17 protein-coding genes are annotated in these 15228 nt (G+C 45.1%); 1 reads left to right on the forward strand and 16 read right to left on the reverse strand.

Annotation, left to right across the window (positions count from 1 at the left end; all coding sequences use genetic code 11):
• Positions 1–19 precede the first annotated feature (19 nt).
• The 13 genes from AC1DLI_RS07955 to AC1DLI_RS08015 form a co-directional block, all read right to left on the reverse strand.
• A complete protein-coding gene (locus AC1DLI_RS07955; RefSeq protein WP_477602323.1) occupies positions 20–1378 on the reverse strand; it encodes an ABC transporter substrate-binding protein in 1359 nt (452 codons plus the stop codon).
• Between the two features lie 354 nt (positions 1379–1732).
• Positions 1733–1897, reverse strand: coding sequence for a hypothetical protein (locus tag AC1DLI_RS07960; protein WP_477601277.1), 165 nt, complete (start codon positions 1895–1897; stop codon positions 1733–1735).
• 170 nt (positions 1898–2067) lie between these two features.
• The gene (locus AC1DLI_RS07965) at positions 2068–2592 is read right to left on the reverse strand and encodes a hypothetical protein (protein WP_477601279.1); all 525 of its coding nucleotides are present in this window, start codon (positions 2590–2592) and stop codon (positions 2068–2070) included.
• Entirely contained in the window at positions 2567–3262 is a 696-nt protein-coding gene (locus tag AC1DLI_RS07970) for a hypothetical protein (RefSeq protein WP_477601281.1), read from the reverse strand. The genes AC1DLI_RS07965 and AC1DLI_RS07970 overlap by 26 nt, the downstream gene beginning before the upstream one ends.
• Positions 3263–3711: 449 nt before the next feature.
• Positions 3712–4233, reverse strand: a complete 522-nt coding sequence (locus AC1DLI_RS07975; RefSeq protein ID WP_477601283.1) for a DUF6933 domain-containing protein — start codon at positions 4231–4233, stop codon at positions 3712–3714.
• A gap of 396 nt (positions 4234–4629) precedes the next feature.
• Positions 4630–5502 carry a glycerophosphodiester phosphodiesterase gene (locus AC1DLI_RS07980; protein WP_477601285.1) on the reverse strand — a complete coding sequence of 291 codons (873 nt, stop codon included), beginning with the start codon at positions 5500–5502 and terminating at the stop codon, positions 4630–4632.
• A gap of 146 nt (positions 5503–5648) precedes the next feature.
• A complete protein-coding gene (locus AC1DLI_RS07985) occupies positions 5649–5936 on the reverse strand; it encodes a hypothetical protein (RefSeq protein ID WP_477602325.1) in 288 nt (95 codons plus the stop codon).
• 69 nt (positions 5937–6005) lie between these two features.
• Positions 6006–7151, reverse strand: a complete 1146-nt coding sequence (locus tag AC1DLI_RS07990) for a DEAD/DEAH box helicase (protein ID WP_477601287.1) — start codon at positions 7149–7151, stop codon at positions 6006–6008.
• Between the two features lie 57 nt (positions 7152–7208).
• On the reverse strand, positions 7209–7685 hold the full coding sequence (locus tag AC1DLI_RS07995; protein WP_477601289.1) for a GNAT family protein: 477 nt from the start codon (positions 7683–7685) through the stop codon (positions 7209–7211).
• Between the two features lie 572 nt (positions 7686–8257).
• Entirely contained in the window at positions 8258–8815 is a 558-nt protein-coding gene (locus AC1DLI_RS08000) for a GNAT family N-acetyltransferase (RefSeq protein ID WP_477601291.1), read from the reverse strand.
• 160 nt (positions 8816–8975) lie between these two features.
• Positions 8976–9239, reverse strand: coding sequence for a zinc ribbon domain-containing protein (locus tag AC1DLI_RS08005; RefSeq protein WP_477601293.1), 264 nt, complete (start codon positions 9237–9239; stop codon positions 8976–8978).
• A gap of 339 nt (positions 9240–9578) precedes the next feature.
• Positions 9579–10604 carry an ABC transporter substrate-binding protein gene (locus AC1DLI_RS08010; RefSeq protein WP_477601295.1) on the reverse strand — a complete coding sequence of 342 codons (1026 nt, stop codon included), beginning with the start codon at positions 10602–10604 and terminating at the stop codon, positions 9579–9581.
• Positions 10605–10709: 105 nt separating this feature from the next.
• Positions 10710–11540 (reverse strand): helix-turn-helix domain-containing protein, encoded by an 831-nt coding sequence (locus tag AC1DLI_RS08015; RefSeq protein WP_477601297.1) that lies wholly within the window; start codon positions 11538–11540, stop codon positions 10710–10712.
• Positions 11541–11787: 247 nt separating this feature from the next.
• Here AC1DLI_RS08015 and AC1DLI_RS08020 point away from each other — a divergent pair, with 247 nt between their 5' ends.
• Complete coding sequence (locus AC1DLI_RS08020; protein ID WP_477601299.1) at positions 11788–13671, forward strand: family 43 glycosylhydrolase; 1884 nt, start codon at positions 11788–11790, stop codon at positions 13669–13671.
• Positions 13672–13763: 92 nt separating this feature from the next.
• On the opposite strand, the gene AC1DLI_RS08025 is transcribed toward AC1DLI_RS08020, so the two are convergent.
• From AC1DLI_RS08025 to AC1DLI_RS08035, 3 genes are all read right to left on the reverse strand, one after another.
• Entirely contained in the window at positions 13764–14150 is a 387-nt protein-coding gene (locus AC1DLI_RS08025; RefSeq protein WP_477601301.1) for an iron chaperone, read from the reverse strand.
• Positions 14151–14173: 23 nt separating this feature from the next.
• Complete coding sequence (locus AC1DLI_RS08030; RefSeq protein ID WP_477601303.1) at positions 14174–14362, reverse strand: hypothetical protein; 189 nt, start codon at positions 14360–14362, stop codon at positions 14174–14176.
• 141 nt (positions 14363–14503) lie between these two features.
• Complete coding sequence (locus AC1DLI_RS08035) at positions 14504–15157, reverse strand: M48 family metallopeptidase (RefSeq protein ID WP_477602327.1); 654 nt, start codon at positions 15155–15157, stop codon at positions 14504–14506.
• Between the last annotated feature and the right edge of the window lie 71 nt (positions 15158–15228).

The following is a 15228-nucleotide window of genomic DNA, read 5'->3' on the forward strand; positions in this document are numbered from 1 at the left end:
TGGTTAGGCCGATTCGCCTTTATTTTGTTTTTTCGTTATCGATAATCACTTGCAAGGCCTCATTCGCTTTATCAGCAACTGATTGAATGTTCGTCTCACCAGTCATGATCTGCTGAACGATCTCGCCTACTGCATCGCGTGCTTCACCGACATTGATGACGGTCGGACGGTCATGGTCGACGCCGCCCTTCACACTTTCTTTGATGACATCTACCAACTCGGACGGAAATCCGGTTGTACCCTCAGGGTTATCCCATACCGAAGAACGGGCTCCAGGATTGCCTGCCTGCTGGGTTTTCAGGACCATTTCCTTGCCAGTCGCCCACTCAATGAATGCCCATGCCGCTTCCTTGTTGACTGCATTCGCATTCATGGCCAGTCCCCATGAAGTAATGTTATACGGTTTGGAGCCGGCCGAACCGGCCGGGAACGGTGCAAATCCTATTTTATCGGCAATTTGCGACTTTGTAGGATCCGTTGCGTTCTTATAAATCGAGTTCGCGTCCGTATAGAAAGCTACCTTGCCTTGCGCGAATATGCCGATCGCTTGCGGCCATGACATGTTAAGTACGCCTGGAGGGCCGTAATCCTTCAATAAGGTACCGTAGGTCGTAAAAGCTTTAATCGCTTCCGGCGTATTGATTGCCGCCTTATCTCCGTTCGTGAAATCTCCGCCTTCAGAAAACAAGAATGAAGAGACTTGCGTGACTAGCGGCGAACGCTGTCCCCTGGCTACGAAACCGTACATTTCTTTTCCAGGGTCATGAAGCTGTTTAACCGCCGCAACCAATTCATCAATCGTTTTCGGAACCGCGATCCCTGCCGCTTCCAGCAGATCCTTGCGGTAGTATAAGATTTCCTGCTCTGTAATGATCGGAATGCCGGCCACCTTTCCATCAACGGTCGCCGATCCGACAGCTGATTTGGACAAGTCGGCGAAATCGTATTCGGGATCTTTATTCACGTATTCATCCAAAGGATGTACCCAGCCGTTCTTGAAGAACAGCTTGCCCTCTTGGAGTGGACGATACATGAACACGTCCGGCGTATTAGAGCCCGTGGTGAACTGGACTGTAAGCTTCTGTGTCAACTGGTCTTCAAAATAACTTTCAACTTTTACTTTCATTCCCGTCTCAGCCTCAAACTCAGGAATGAATGGTTTAATCGCATCTCCCCAAGGGTGGTTCGCGGTTACTAACGTGATACTTTTGCCTTCAAACGGTTTTGCGGCCGGCGCGGCGTTATTCACTTTATCTGTCGACGTGTTCTCTTTACCCGCTGCCGTATTGCTTGTTTGTCCGCCGTTCGAGCACGCTGCCAGCATCGTTGCAGCAAGTACGATACTTAATCCCTGACCCAGCCAGCGTTTTCTGAACATTCTCATCCATAACCCTCCCGAATGAACTTTTTTGTATGCGCTTTCAATACAAATATACAGATTCAGGATGACGGATTATATAACGAAGACTAAACATCGATAACAATACGTTAAGGTATTTATTCACCGGCAGTTTGCCGTTTAAAACTCGCTGGACAAAATGGATAGTGGACTAGCCTTGCCACGAAAAGATGGACACTGAGAAAACCTCATTAATAAATGATGGAGGAAATCACAATGGGACGAAGGAAGAAATCTAACAGGAGGAAAGCACTCAGAAAAGGGCTCAACCCCGCGTGCTGCGAGGTTGAACCCAAGATTGCATTGCCTATTTTTTTTGATTTGAAGTTCTGCTCAGCATTTTAGATCTCCATCAGTCAGTCTTTCTAATGGAAATTCTTCTTCATCTACAGTAAATGGCTCTGCACCGCCAGATAACTTTTGTCTTAACTTATGAAGTTTGGAGCGCTGCTCTTTCTCTTTATTCCATGCAGTTGTCGTTAGAATGGTTGTACTCATATGCAGCATCCTCTCCTATTGGACTATTGATAAGAATGTAACATATCGTTTGGACACAGCTGTGTCAGGGAATGGTTGTTCGTATAAAGTAAAAAAACTTAGCACCAAAACGGGCTAAGTTTTCATTAAGCGTCTATTTAACTGCTGGAAATAACTTCAGGTGAGTAAAATTACTTCGGTATATAAGATTTTTTAGGAATTTCCACAATGTTTGCATATGGAATAGCAGGGTCGTTTATATGTTGCAAGTATGATCGATTTGAAGGCAATAAATAATTATAAATCTCAGATGAATATTTTAGGGGTTTTATATTTTGTAATAAAAGATCGCAAGATTGAACAACATTTGTCAGCGATCCGACAGGTGGAATCATAAAAATATCACGTGCTGCAGAGAGTTCCTGTACGGTATTCCGATATTCTACCATCGATGGGTCAATTTTTCTGCCTCGCAAAGAATATATTTTATCAATCCATTTTTCAGGTGTGTATCCCTCTTCGTAAGCTTCAAAAAATTGCTCAGCATAAAAAGATTCATCCTCTAAGTAACCTTCTTCAAGAAGCTTCAAAACCGGCAGGTATAGATTATAGATACGAAGAGCTTCATCACGGTCTTTTGTAAGACTCTCCAACTCATCAATAACGTTCTTACTAAAGTCATCTAGTTCGTCATACAACAAATTCCGGGTACTCATAATGTATCTCCCACCCTTCGGTTATTTCGTTATAGGTATAATATCTAACAAGTCTTAAAACTTGAGACTCGTCATTTAAAAAAACAATTTGTTGGTTTAGTTCAGCGAAAGGAAGCCTAATCCTTTCTTTATTGTGTATGATCTCGTCTTGAAACCACGTAAGTAATTCGGTTCGTTCTTGCTCGGATAAGTGCTTCCTACCTTCCAGTTTTGCCGCTATCATTCTTTTTAAACTAGACAGCACCTTTTTAAACGAATTGTCTGCGATAGGGCCCACAATTAAAGAAGGGTGACCTTCAGGATTGGCTTCGAGTTCATTTTCATATCGATGATGGAAAATACACTCAGACCATTCCCTGCTTATCCCTAAGTGTATCACAGAATCAGCAAATACTGATGCAAATTTCTCTTCTTTAATAACCTTCAGTTCCAATATACATGGCCTTTCATCGTGTAAATGATGGTTGGCCTCTATTTTGCTTCGAACAAATCTCGCAACACGTTCAAAATCAGTCGAGGTATACAAGCCGAAACCAAAGTCACGTCGTTGAACTTTATCTTTATGCTTAACTATCCACTTCTCAGCATTGATTACTTTAACACGGAATTCTGGTAATTTTGAAAGCAGTGTTCCATGATACAAGGTATCTGGAAGAATTATGTTTGGCACGTCGTTTCACTCCGAAGATTCATTATATTGCTGTCTTAAATAAGAAAATTATAACATCTAAACTATCAAATGGAATGTTTTTCTTTTGAGGAGTCTTTTTCACATTAGCAGCGCCAACGTTTTAGGATCCTCTATGAACGGATCGGCTACTCTGCATCTTCGCGCACAATGGGCTGCCCGTGGCTTCGAGGTACTCGATTCCATCCTCCGAATAAAAGAGTCCGGTTTCTTCTGTATTTCTCTTTAAATTGCTTCATCTAGAGTTTCTCCTTGCTCTGCTCTCCCACCAGGCAATGACCATCCACGGTCAGCATTTAGTTTATGCTTTAGCAACGGAATGCTTTCATCTTCGATTAATATTCCAGTTACTTTAACCTGTATAAGGTGCTCATAAAAACACCACCTCAATACTTTTAAAAACCCACTCGCTCTTCTTTAATTCAATCAGACTATATTCCATTCCCTAACTTCCCCAACGACTGCAACATCGTCTCACCAGAATAAGTAAGCGGCAATTGCAAAAAAACGTATTTGTTCATCATCCGGTTAACGTCCTCTGGCCTCGGATCATTAAAATGATACAAGTTATGCTCCAGTTCATCCCCCGCAACCATGATCATCTCATTGATTTGACTAATAATGCTTCTATTACTGGTTGGAGTATAGTCGATTCCTGTAATCCCGTTTATGTATTTATCTATAAATTGTTGATTTGCCCCGTCTAGACGCAAATTCTCTTGTATGTGCTCTATAATTAATTGATCCAAACGCTTAAAATCAGCCTTCACTAATCCATAAATAACAAAGTTATATCTGGATTCATTGTTCATAATCAAAACGCATTTTTTCCGTTTGCATATAAATAAATGTGCATGCCAGCCATATATCGATTTATCAAAGCTTGGCTGCACCGCGGATAACGGTACTTGAAGCTCAGCAGCGAGCATCTTTGTGCATTGAACCACTATCATGAAAATTACCTCCAGGCAAGTTTTAAACTGCTCTCCCATCCGCTCTTTCAAACTTCTATAAAATTTCTCCAAATCAATCTGATCAGGCACCAACACATGGGAGCAAAATAATACTCTCATAAACGAGCACCTCGCCATACGATCTTTTTAATAATCGTACCATATTCTGGAACTCACCCATATAAAATGATTTAAGAATTGAACAACTAGGGGAGTTGGAACGAAGGGGAGGTTTGGAACTGGAGGAGCGTCAGCGTTCGCCTTTGTCTCCGGATTTCAACCACATGCATTGGTAAAATGAAAGAAATCAGGAGACAACAGTGACCGGAAGTCCCAACTTTCCCGAAGTTGCGAACTATACCCGCGAGGCCACGAATACCTTCATTTTATCCCCCCTCACCCCGGATAATCCGTAATCACCCCATCCACCCCAAGCTTCTTCATCCGCTCCATATCCTCATCGTTCTGAATCGTCCAAGCAATCACCTTACGGTTCCGGTCATGGATCCTCTGGACGATCTGCTCATCTAGCAGCTCCTGCGGATAATGAATGTAAGCTGTGAACGATGCCAGCGCATCGAGCGTATCATCCGATAAAGGATGCTGATCCTCATGGATAAGCGCAGCGACGGGAATGTTCGGCAGCAGGTTGTGAATGAGACGCGTCGATTCGAAATCATAGGATTGAATGATGATGCCTGCGCTGTTCTCGATTTCTCCTATGCCCTTTAAATGCCTTGTGCCTTCTAAGCCAGTACTATTCAAACGCTGCTCGTAACTACGCACAACCTCAGCTACCTGCTCTTCAATGCCTGGATAGAGCTTCGAATCCTTAATCTCGATCAGCATCGCCATTTTTCTGGCAAAACGGTCCATGACATCCTGTAAGGGCAAGATCTTCTCGTCCTTCTTATCGCTGCTTGAGCTTTTCCCTGCATCCATATCCTCCAGCTCGCCCAGCGTATAATCGTCTGCGGCACCTGTATGCACTGTCGTTCGATCTACCGTATCGTCATGGATGACGACGAGCTTTCTATCCTTGCTCAGCTGCACATCGAATTCGATGAAGTCAGAGCCTAGACGCTCGGCCTCCTCGAAGGCAGCCATCGTATTTTCAGCCTCATGGCCGGATGCTCCGCGATGCGCAATAATAAGAAATCCCTCGGGTGAATTGGGATTGGACGCTGATACGATGAATGTTAAGCCAAATATGATCAATAAAAGCAGTCCCACGCTGCGCGATACATAAGCTTTTTTTCGTCTCCCCATCATGCCAACTCCTCTTGTAGGTTTCTGTATTCGTTTGCGAAATAAGTAGTCTTATTAACTTAAACACGCGCGGAGCCGCCCGAAACACAAAAAAGGCCAGTGCCGCCTCTTGCCAAGGCTGCTCTGACCCTTTTTTTACATGAAAGTTACTTGCTCGAATACTCCGAAGTCGCTGTATCCAGCATCGTCTGCCAGTTCGGGAAATCCGTCTCCCGAGCTACATGCCGGTCAAAAAACTCATCCGGAATGTCCTTAATATCCTCGCGCGTCTTCACTTGGAAGTTACCCTTCTCCAGAAACGCATCGAAGCTGTTAAAGCTGGAATGCTTGCTCATGAACGATTCATGAAACAACGCTTCGAGTGAGATATGGCTAGGATCCTCCTGCACATCTTTTTGACCTTGCAATTCCTTGAGCAGATCTTCAAATGACATTGGCTTTTGCTTTCTCAAATGATCACCCCTAGTTCTAATATTGTATTCCAGTGTGCCTATCGTCGTTACCTATATGGTCAGCATTGAATCAGAATGATCCACGGCTACGGGAATCGTTTTTTTAATTTTTTTCTCAATATCCTTCAAGTACGGCCGCTCTTCTGTCTCGCAGAAAGAGATCGCGATCCCGCTCAGTCCAGCCCTGCCGGTACGCCCAATACGGTGCACGTAGGTTTCTGGAATGTTAGGCAGGTTGAAGTTGATCACATGCGACAGCTCATCAATATCGATTCCTCTTGCTGCGATATCGGTCGCTACCAGCACTCTCGTTGCGCCGCTTCTGAAATTAAGAAGTGCGTTCTGGCGGGAGTTTTGTGACTTATTGCCATGAATGGCTTGAGCGGTAACATTCACTTTAGTCAGCCCGCGAACGACGCGGTCCGCGCCATGCTTGGTGCGGGTAAAGACAAGCGCCGATGTGATCGACTTATCCTTCAGCAGTTCATTCAATAAGCCCTGCTTGCTTGCTTTCTCTACAAAATAAACCGATTGCTCGATTCGCTCCACTGTTGTAGAAGCTGGCGTAACCTCCACCTTTACGGGATTAACCAGCAGCGTTTTGACGAGCTTGGATATTTCCGGAGGCATGGTGGCTGAGAAAAACAAGGTTTGTTTTTTGCTCGGCATTTTTGCAATGATTTTCTTCACATCGTTGATAAAGCCCATATCCAGCATCCGGTCTGCTTCATCCAGCACCAAAATTTGAACAGCTTGCAGATCAACAAACTTCTGATTAATTAAATCGATCAGTCTGCCTGGCGTAGCAATAATAATATCTGCGCCTTGCTCAAGCGCACGCTCCTGTACCTTCTGTGAAACGCCGCCTACAATGGCCAAGCAGCGCAGATCGGTAAATTGGCCGTATGCCTTGATGTTATCCGCAATTTGGAGAGCCAGCTCTCTGGTTGGGGTTAAAATCAAGGAACGCGTACGGCGTACCCGCCCCGGCTTGCTTTGCTGCTCAGTTAATAATTGAACAATCGGCAGGGCGAACGCGGCCGTCTTCCCTGTTCCTGTTTGCGCGCAGCCAAATAAGTCTCTGCCTGCCAGCACCACCGGAATCGCCTGCTCCTGTATCGGTGTCGGCGCCGTATAGTTCTCTTTACCCAACGCTTTCAAAATCGCGGGGGTAAGCTTTAAATCGTTAAAAGTCATATTGTCTCCTTCATTATAAAAAGCATAAATGATTAATCAAGCTGCTTATTCATACGGTTAATTATAAGTCATCCAAACGGTGCTGCCCAAAACCTCAAAGTCCTGCTTAAACCAGAAATTTCTAGATTTCTCTAAGGAATAGACATACATTCTTTTATTCGGGTATTTCGCTTTGAGCCAGTTAATAAAGGAAGCGGCATAACCTTTGCTTTCGAACTCTTTGAGCACATCGAGCGCTTCTATAAAGATGAAGTCCTTCTTGTTTTTGATATCGATATAGAAGTCCTTTTCCAAATATTTCTCATCATCGCTAAAGTAATCTTTTTCCGCCTTCTTTATCAGTTGTTTCCCGTTTTCGTATTCCCATACGACCCCGTACCCCACCATTGCATCTTCTGCCTCAATAATGTGGATTTGCTCCGGTATTTCCGTCTTTTCTCTCTTGCTGAGCTCCGGCGCATGATAAGCCGTCGCGATTTCGCCTAAGAGGGCTTGCATGTCTTGATCAAATGGTTTTGCTACAATTGTAGGCATTTATGTTCTCCCTTATTTGCTGTCTATAGCGTATATCTTCTTCAAAATAAAAGAAGCAGGGTTTTATTTCGCCCCCCACTTCTCTCATTGATTGTGTATGGTTTATTGTCCTTAGCTATCTTACCATAAATGTGAGATATCAACTAGCTAAACTCTAAGGATATGCCCGATTACCGGGGTATGATCAAATATTAGCCCCTCTGAAATGGGAATATCCCCCTTCCACAGCAAATGGACGGTGATCGTGCAAGCGGACGGCTGCCGTTGCGGTCATGAGAATGCTTGATGCGTTGAAATTAACGTAAAGCTGGCTTATCATGCAAAAAGACTACCGGATCCAGGATCCGGCAGTCTTTCTATTATCGATTCTTTTTCGTAAAAGATTGTATCGTATGCTTGAGCTTTTCACGCGCATCTTTGTTTTTCATCAGATAGGTAACTCCCATCCCGATTGCAGTAAACAGCATTTTTTTCTTCATGGTTACTACCTCCTTGGATCCTTTTTATGAATGTACCCTCTTCGACGAAGTTTTAAGCAGCCCAGGCAAATGTAAGTATTGGAGACTTTCGTTTTACGTAAGCGTGCAAAGCTTCTCGTATTTATTGAATGTACTTATCTCGTTGGACGCAGAGCCTTTAAATTCATAACCGCAGTTCAGGTAAAATTGGTTCAGCTTGGCGTTGCTTGCAATACAATCCAGCCGAATGCGGTCTTTCCCCGGAAAATGAATACCGGAATCGGACCAGCGTACAATCGCCTCACCTAAACCTTTGCCCGCAGCTTCACGGTTGATATTCAGACGGTGCAAATAGACCGAGGATTCATGCCCCTCATCCCCCCAGAGCCCGCGGTCCCATGCACTCTCCTGCTGCATCAGCATCACCATTCCCGCTAACATGCTGCCCTGCATGAATAGGTACACTTCTCCGCGCTTAATTGCCTCCGGCGTCTGATGGGAGTCCTCTCCTTCCAGCAAGCCGCTCCACTGCTTCGAGCCTTTGCTCCGTAACCATTCCGCTGTTTGAACGAGCAGCTGCAATACGGCTTCTGTATCCTCTGGCTTCGCTTGAAACACTTTGATATCCGATTGTATGATCCCGATAGAGTCCGTTCGAGTAATTGCTGACATGATAAATAACCTCCAAATCCAAATCGAAATATGGCTCCTTTAATTATACCCGTTTTTTATCTATTTTCACCCAATAGGGAGTACAGTCTCCAAAGAAAAAGAAGCAGGCTGCGCTTGCGCCTTCTGCTTCCTCCAGTGTACTGATTATTCGTTCATCCCTTTATTTGGACCATCGTTCAAGCTTAGGGATGTTTCTAGTAAAGAGGCCCGTTAAGAACTTCGGAAAACCGAATTCGACCAATTTTTGTTTCACTGTATCCTTCATTTGTTCCACGGTTAGATTAGGCTGCGTAAACTCACCATTCTGATAACAGTGGCTGCAGTAGGTTTTGCTCCGGTCACCGTTTCTTTCCGTTCCGCCCCCTTGTTCATCCCTGGCTAAAGGCATACCGCAGCTTTGACAATTCTTATGTGCTTTTTCCATTTGCTTAGCTCCTTAATATGTATAGGTCTTATATACTGCTTGTCTTCCTCCTAGTTTATCACCAAAATAATTCAATAGGTGAAATAAAATTTGCTCTTTATCCCACACCCATAAGATGTCTGCCATTTGTGGAAATTCGTATAGAAAAGCATCTCCAGGGTGAAGACTAAGAATACGTCCTTCCTTCTTGATGAATCTCTTCATAGCGAGGGATGCATCTTAAACATCTGTGCACGCAAAAAAAGAGGGAGCAATGTCCCTCTTCGTTTTGCAAACTTATTCATCATCTCATTGTGTCGTGCGAGGCCCGATGCCCAATGCTCGCTTTAAGAAGATTGCTTATTTCAGCGCGTCTGCAATGGCTTTCAAGCCATTAATTCTGCTGATCGGTCCGTATCCATAGGACAGCTCTCCATTAATGGCATACACCTGATCCTGCTTAACAGCCTTCAGCTTGTTCCAAACCTCGCTTTTTTCCCATTCGTCTGAGAGAGCCGGGAGCGATTTATCCGTGTAATTAAAATAACCGAGGAACAAATGGTCTGGATCAATAGCGCTCAGCCCTTCGAGCGTGAGCTCGATACCATCGCCAATTGCCTCTTCAGGCGCCTTCAGCCCGATCGGCTCATAATAATCGCCTGCGTAGTTTGTACCCTGCAACCAAATCGTTTTATCCCTAACCTGAAGATAGGCAACTGTGCCTTCCACGCCGCTTAATTGCTGGTTCACTTGTTCAACCTCTGCGGAAAATTCGTCAATTGTCTGTTCCGCAAGCTCCTCTTGGCCGAGGATCTCTCCGAACTTCGTAATGACGGACTGCCAATCGGTCCAGACATTCGTTTTCTCTTCATCGATCAAAATCGTTGGAGCGATCTGCGATAATTGCTCGGTTATGTCTTTGTTGGTCACGCTGCCCGCCAAAATAAGATCAGGCTCGTATTCCAGCAGCGCCTCTAAATTAACAGCCGTGTTCTCGCCAACGACAGTCACTTCATCAAACTTTTCGACATATGGCTTGTACAGCTCAGTGTCTAGAAACGACTGCTTAGCCGTGAACGGCAGCGTTACCGCAATGGACGGCAAGTCGAAGCCTAACAAGTCTTGGGTAAGTCCCCAATGTACCAATGCAATCTTTTGCGGCTTCTCGGTAATCGTAATTTCTTCGCCGTTAGCGCTTGTAACGGATCTTGGAAAACCTTTGCTGTCAGCCGTGTCAGCATTGGCATTGCTGCCGCTAGCATTTGCCGGCTTTTCTGTCGCGTTACTCGCGTTATTCGTACCTGCAGCATTTGAGCATGCGCTGACAAGCATAACGATAAACAATAGCAGGCAAGCTGCTACCATGGGCATTTTACGTAACTTCATTTCACTCTTCCCCTCAATAACTTCTCATATGATGATAACGATTATCATTATCGAGGTTAATCATACCACTGCAATTATGCTACGCAAATAGATTATTTCCCGATCTTAGGATGGATTATTTCTACTTTCGAGGTGTTTCACGGCAGTCGGCGACATCCCGTAATGCTTTTTGAATAATCTGCTGAAATAATAGGCGTCGGAGTAGCCTACGCTTCTGGCAATCTCGCGCACCGAAAATTCAGCGCTCATCAGCAGCTCATATGCAAGGTTCATTCGGAATTGAATCAAATAATTAATGGGGCCGATGCCCGTATATTTCCGAAACAAATGTGAAAAATATTTCGCCTTCATCCGGTGCTGCTCTGCTAAGCTCTCCAGCGTGATCGGTTCCATATAGTGCTGCCGAATATATTCAATCGTCTGCTCTATCATTGGCTGGCTCTCGCTGTTTTGCTGATAGCGTTCGAACAGAAGTGCCTTATTGAGCAAACGGTAAAATAACGTCTTTTTCTCCAGCAGCTCGATATTGCCAAGAACCGTGGACAGCCGCCTGAGCTGTTCCATCAACTGCAGCAGCGCCGCATCCATCTCAACATGGAGCTCACTGACCTTTTCCATTCGAGCAAGCTGTTCCTGCTCCGCGTTTGCAGGTAAATAATGCACAAGAAAATATTCGAATTCGGCTGTATGAACGACAATTTCAAAATGCCGATTATATCCGCCAAGCAAAGCCTTTCCAGGATACAGGGGGTAGCTTGTACCGTCGTAATCAAAGACAGCCTCGCCTTTCAACGCGATAAGCAGCGCGCACTTGGTCGTAGGCTGGTATTTATGTCCCTGGTAGACACCTGCACGAAGCAAGGTTTGATACACACCAAAAACATCGATCGGCACCTGCAAGAAGTAAGCAGCCAACTCATCGTACTGACTTTCCATACCAACACCCCTTCTTATTTCGGTGGCCCTTTTACTCACTCATTGTACTCGAGAAATACAGGCGGCTCAAATATTATCAATTGACGTAATACAGCAATTAAAGCATAATGAATTTACGAATCGAGTAATAAATATATTAAACTACTGAAAGGATGGTATCGCTTACATTCTGCTTTAAAGAGTCACTTATCCTTTAACTAGCCGTCCACCCTGTAACCCCATTTAAAATCAGAAAGGGATGTTTACGATGTTAAAGAAAAAATCAGCCTCCTTCTTTTCCCTCAAACTTGTTTTTGTTTCATTACTTGTAAGCGCTTTATTTTTTAGCGGTATAGCATCTGCTGCCATCAACCAGCCCCCGAACTACCCGATGTACGATACAGCGAATATTAATAACGAGTCGGCATGGAATATAACGAATGTGCATGACCCCGAAATCTACAAGGACGGCAGCACGTATTATCTATTCTCGACGGACTATAAGGTCGGCGGCGCTGCTACCCCCGGCATACAGATTCGAAAATCAACCGATTTGATCAACTGGACATGGGTCGGTTATGCACTGAATGGAGTCCCTACAGCGGCCAAAACCTGGACTGGCGGGGTCAATGTCATCTGGGCGCCGGAAATCGTTAAGCTCGGCAGCACTTATTATTTGTACTATTGCGTTTCCGCTTTCGGCACTCGCACCTCGTACATCGGTGTCGCGACAAGCAGTTCCATTACCGGTCCATGGGCCGATCAAGGCGAAGTCTTCAAAACAAAGGAAGGCGACGCCTTCACCGCTAACGCAATCGATCCTAACGTTGTCATCGATTCCACTGGACAACCATGGATGTCGTACGGATCGTTTTTCGGCGGTATTTTTGTCACAAAGCTGAATGCAACAACCGGAAAGTTTGCGGCGTCCGGACAAGGAACGTTGATCGCGGCACGCAGCACCTCAGTCGATCGTGCTGTCGAAGCGCCAAATATCGTTTATAATGCGTCCCAGAACAAATACTACTTGTTTGTCTCTTACGATTCCTGCTGCAATACGTCAAATATGACTTATAATGTCCGGGTTGGACGTTCCTCCAGCATTACGGGACCATACCTGGACTACAACGGTAATGCAATGACAAATACGAGCTTATCTCCGCAAACCGAGGTTGGTACTAAGATCTTAGGCGGGTACGGCTTCGCAGGCTCTGATGGGTGGTACGGCCCCGGTCATAACACGATCCTGCAGGATGGAAGCAGCTGGTACATGATCCATCACGCACGCGGCGGGGCTAATAAGGACTGGACATACCTGCATGTGCGTAAAATGCTATGGTCTGCTGATGGCTGGCCTCTCGTATCTCCAGAGCGGTTTACCGGCGAAGAGCAGCGTACCCTCTCCTCCAATGTCGTAGCAGGTACCTGGGAATCGATCATACTTGACCGCTCAAATAATGGGAAGATTGGATCCAGTAATGTCACCCTTCTGGCCAGCGGCAAAATAGGAACCGAATCCAGCTCCAACTACTGGACCTTCACCGCTCCGGGCACGCTCAAGCTCTACTGGTATGCACCTGGACAAGCGCCGGGCGATTACTGGATCGATACCGTCCAAATGATCGAGGCGTGGGATTGGGAGACTAGCCGCCCTACCTACGTTTATACTGGATTAAATCAATCCGGGACGGCCATATGGGGTAAAAAAATCTCGGCACCTATTCTATCTGGAGCGACGTACAAGCTAGTCAACGTCGCCAGCTGGAAATCGCTTGATGTGGCGAATGGCGGCACTGCGGACGGTACGAACGTACAGCTTTGGGCGGATAACAATCTAGCACCGCAAATGTGGAAAGTTACAATGAACACAGACGGAACGTACAAGCTGGTTAATCCGAATAGCGGGAAGGCACTCGATGTCGCGGGCGGGGGAACAGCAAATGGTACTAACGTTCAAATTTGGACGGATAATGGCTTGAGCGCTCAAAAGTGGAATATCTCTCTTCAATCCAACGGCACCTACAAGCTAATAAATCCGGCAAGCGGCAAAGCGCTGGATGTGGCGAACGGAGGCACGGCAAACGGGGCAAACGTGCAAATTTGGGAGCAAAATTCATTTGATGCTCAAAGGTGGGTCTTGCTTCCACTTTAAAATAACGGGAGCTCTCCATTAAACTCATAGCGAGTTATTCACTAATGTAGAGAATAACTCGCTGGGTTTGTGGAGTAAGCAGCGTCGACGCTTCATTTCTTTTTTAACTTCCCTGCTGCCTTCTCTATATTCTCAGCAACTCTAAATTTAACGATTTCCCGTATTAACGCATAGGGCATCGGTTTATCCAAAGGAAATTGGATGGACCCTTTTGCCCCCTTATATCTGGACAATTCTTCTTGGAATGCAATAATCCCGCTAGGAGCCGGATAAAAACCGATATGTTTTTTGTAAGCTGCAAAATGCACCAAATTACCGTGCAGCACAAACGTCGGCATTTGATAACCAATCTTCTCGGTTGCTTCAGGTGCCGCCTCTTTTATCACTTTTCTTACCTTCTCCAGTATTTCCTGGATCTCTGGAGGAAAATTCGAAATATATTCGTCAATCGACTCATACGTGATTTTGTTTCCTTCCATGGCAGCTCCTTTCGAGACTCTTGTTATTTACGGCGTTTCCGGGCGATTCTAGAATAGACAACGATTGCCGTGATAAGCATACAAATAAAACCGATATTTTCTGCCGGTCCCTGTTCCATCCCGAACACCATGCAAAGATTCGTAATCAGGCTCTTAACTAGCAGCGCCGTTACGATCAGCAATATCGGACGCATAAAATTATATTTTCTCAATTGATATAACACTCCTGACTGCAACTAATATTAGACGAGCTCCCCTCTAAATCAGACAATTGAAATCGCTTTTACGGGAGCAATCCCGGCAAGTATACCAGTTTCCTGCCCGATCGTCCAAGCTTTTCGTCATTTATGCTGCTACAGCGTCATCGCCTGTCCATACCTCGCCAGAAATGCTTCCTTTTCTTTATAATCCGGCATAATACTGCCAACGCGCCTCCAAAAGGAACGATCATGGTTCATATGGTGCAGATGACAAAGCTCGTGGATGACCACGTAGTCGATCACTTCAATTGGAGCCATCGCTAAACGATAATTAAAGGTTAAATGCTTATCCGAGCTGCAGCTCCCCCACTTCGTTCTAGACTCTACGACCTCAATCGTTTTCGGCCTCACCTTCAGCTGTGCTTGATAGATTTTGACCCGCTCCGCGACGATCTTCTTGCAGCTTAAGAAATAAAACTTCTTCAGATTATTTTTCAGTTCATCCTCATTGACCTCTTTCGTGTCGATTAACTCATGGAGAAAATAATATTTTCCGAGGTGAAGGAATTTTCCTTCGTCCTGATATTCCCTTGTCTTAGGTACTTGGCGGGCAGCAGCAATCGCTTGTAATTTGTCCAAAATCCTTTTCCCGTGACGCTCCACAGCGCTCATTACCGCTTCATCGTTCGTATCATTAGGCGCTTTAACGGTGATGTGACCCGTAGAGTCGATATGAATGGAAAGCTTTTTTCTAGTCCCATAGAGGACATTAAATTCAATCGTTTGGTTTTCAAATTCAATTTTCATCATCAACATCATTTCTGTAAGGTTATTTCGATTCACATAAAAAATAGGGAACGAGCCGAGGGTCAAGGATT

It is taken from the genome of Paenibacillus sp. 01T443, assembly GCF_056398325.1.

Coding starts and splice junctions, on each gene's coding strand:
- AC1DLI_RS08010 (WP_477601295.1), bottom strand. CDS start 10,604: ATGAAGTTACGTAAAATGCCCATGGTAGCAGCTTGCCTGCTATTGTTT.
- AC1DLI_RS08035 (WP_477602327.1), bottom strand. CDS start 15,157: ATGAAAATTGAATTTGAAAACCAAACGATTGAATTTAATGTCCTCTAT.
- AC1DLI_RS07955 (WP_477602323.1), bottom strand. CDS start 1,378: ATGTTCAGAAAACGCTGGCTGGGTCAGGGATTAAGTATCGTACTTGCT.
- AC1DLI_RS07965 (WP_477601279.1), bottom strand. CDS start 2,592: ATGAGTACCCGGAATTTGTTGTATGACGAACTAGATGACTTTAGTAAG.
- AC1DLI_RS08020 (WP_477601299.1), top strand. CDS start 11,788: ATGTTAAAGAAAAAATCAGCCTCCTTCTTTTCCCTCAAACTTGTTTTT.
- AC1DLI_RS08005 (WP_477601293.1), bottom strand. CDS start 9,239: ATGGAAAAAGCACATAAGAATTGTCAAAGCTGCGGTATGCCTTTAGCC.
- AC1DLI_RS07980 (WP_477601285.1), bottom strand. CDS start 5,502: ATGGGGAGACGAAAAAAAGCTTATGTATCGCGCAGCGTGGGACTGCTT.
- AC1DLI_RS07990 (WP_477601287.1), bottom strand. CDS start 7,151: ATGACTTTTAACGATTTAAAGCTTACCCCCGCGATTTTGAAAGCGTTG.
- AC1DLI_RS08000 (WP_477601291.1), bottom strand. CDS start 8,815: ATGTCAGCAATTACTCGAACGGACTCTATCGGGATCATACAATCGGAT.
- AC1DLI_RS07960 (WP_477601277.1), bottom strand. CDS start 1,897: ATGAGTACAACCATTCTAACGACAACTGCATGGAATAAAGAGAAAGAG.
- AC1DLI_RS08025 (WP_477601301.1), bottom strand. CDS start 14,150: ATGGAAGGAAACAAAATCACGTATGAGTCGATTGACGAATATATTTCG.
- AC1DLI_RS08015 (WP_477601297.1), bottom strand. CDS start 11,540: ATGGAAAGTCAGTACGATGAGTTGGCTGCTTACTTCTTGCAGGTGCCG.
- AC1DLI_RS07995 (WP_477601289.1), bottom strand. CDS start 7,685: ATGCCTACAATTGTAGCAAAACCATTTGATCAAGACATGCAAGCCCTC.
- AC1DLI_RS07975 (WP_477601283.1), bottom strand. CDS start 4,233: ATGATAGTGGTTCAATGCACAAAGATGCTCGCTGCTGAGCTTCAAGTA.
- AC1DLI_RS07985 (WP_477602325.1), bottom strand. CDS start 5,936: ATGTCATTTGAAGATCTGCTCAAGGAATTGCAAGGTCAAAAAGATGTG.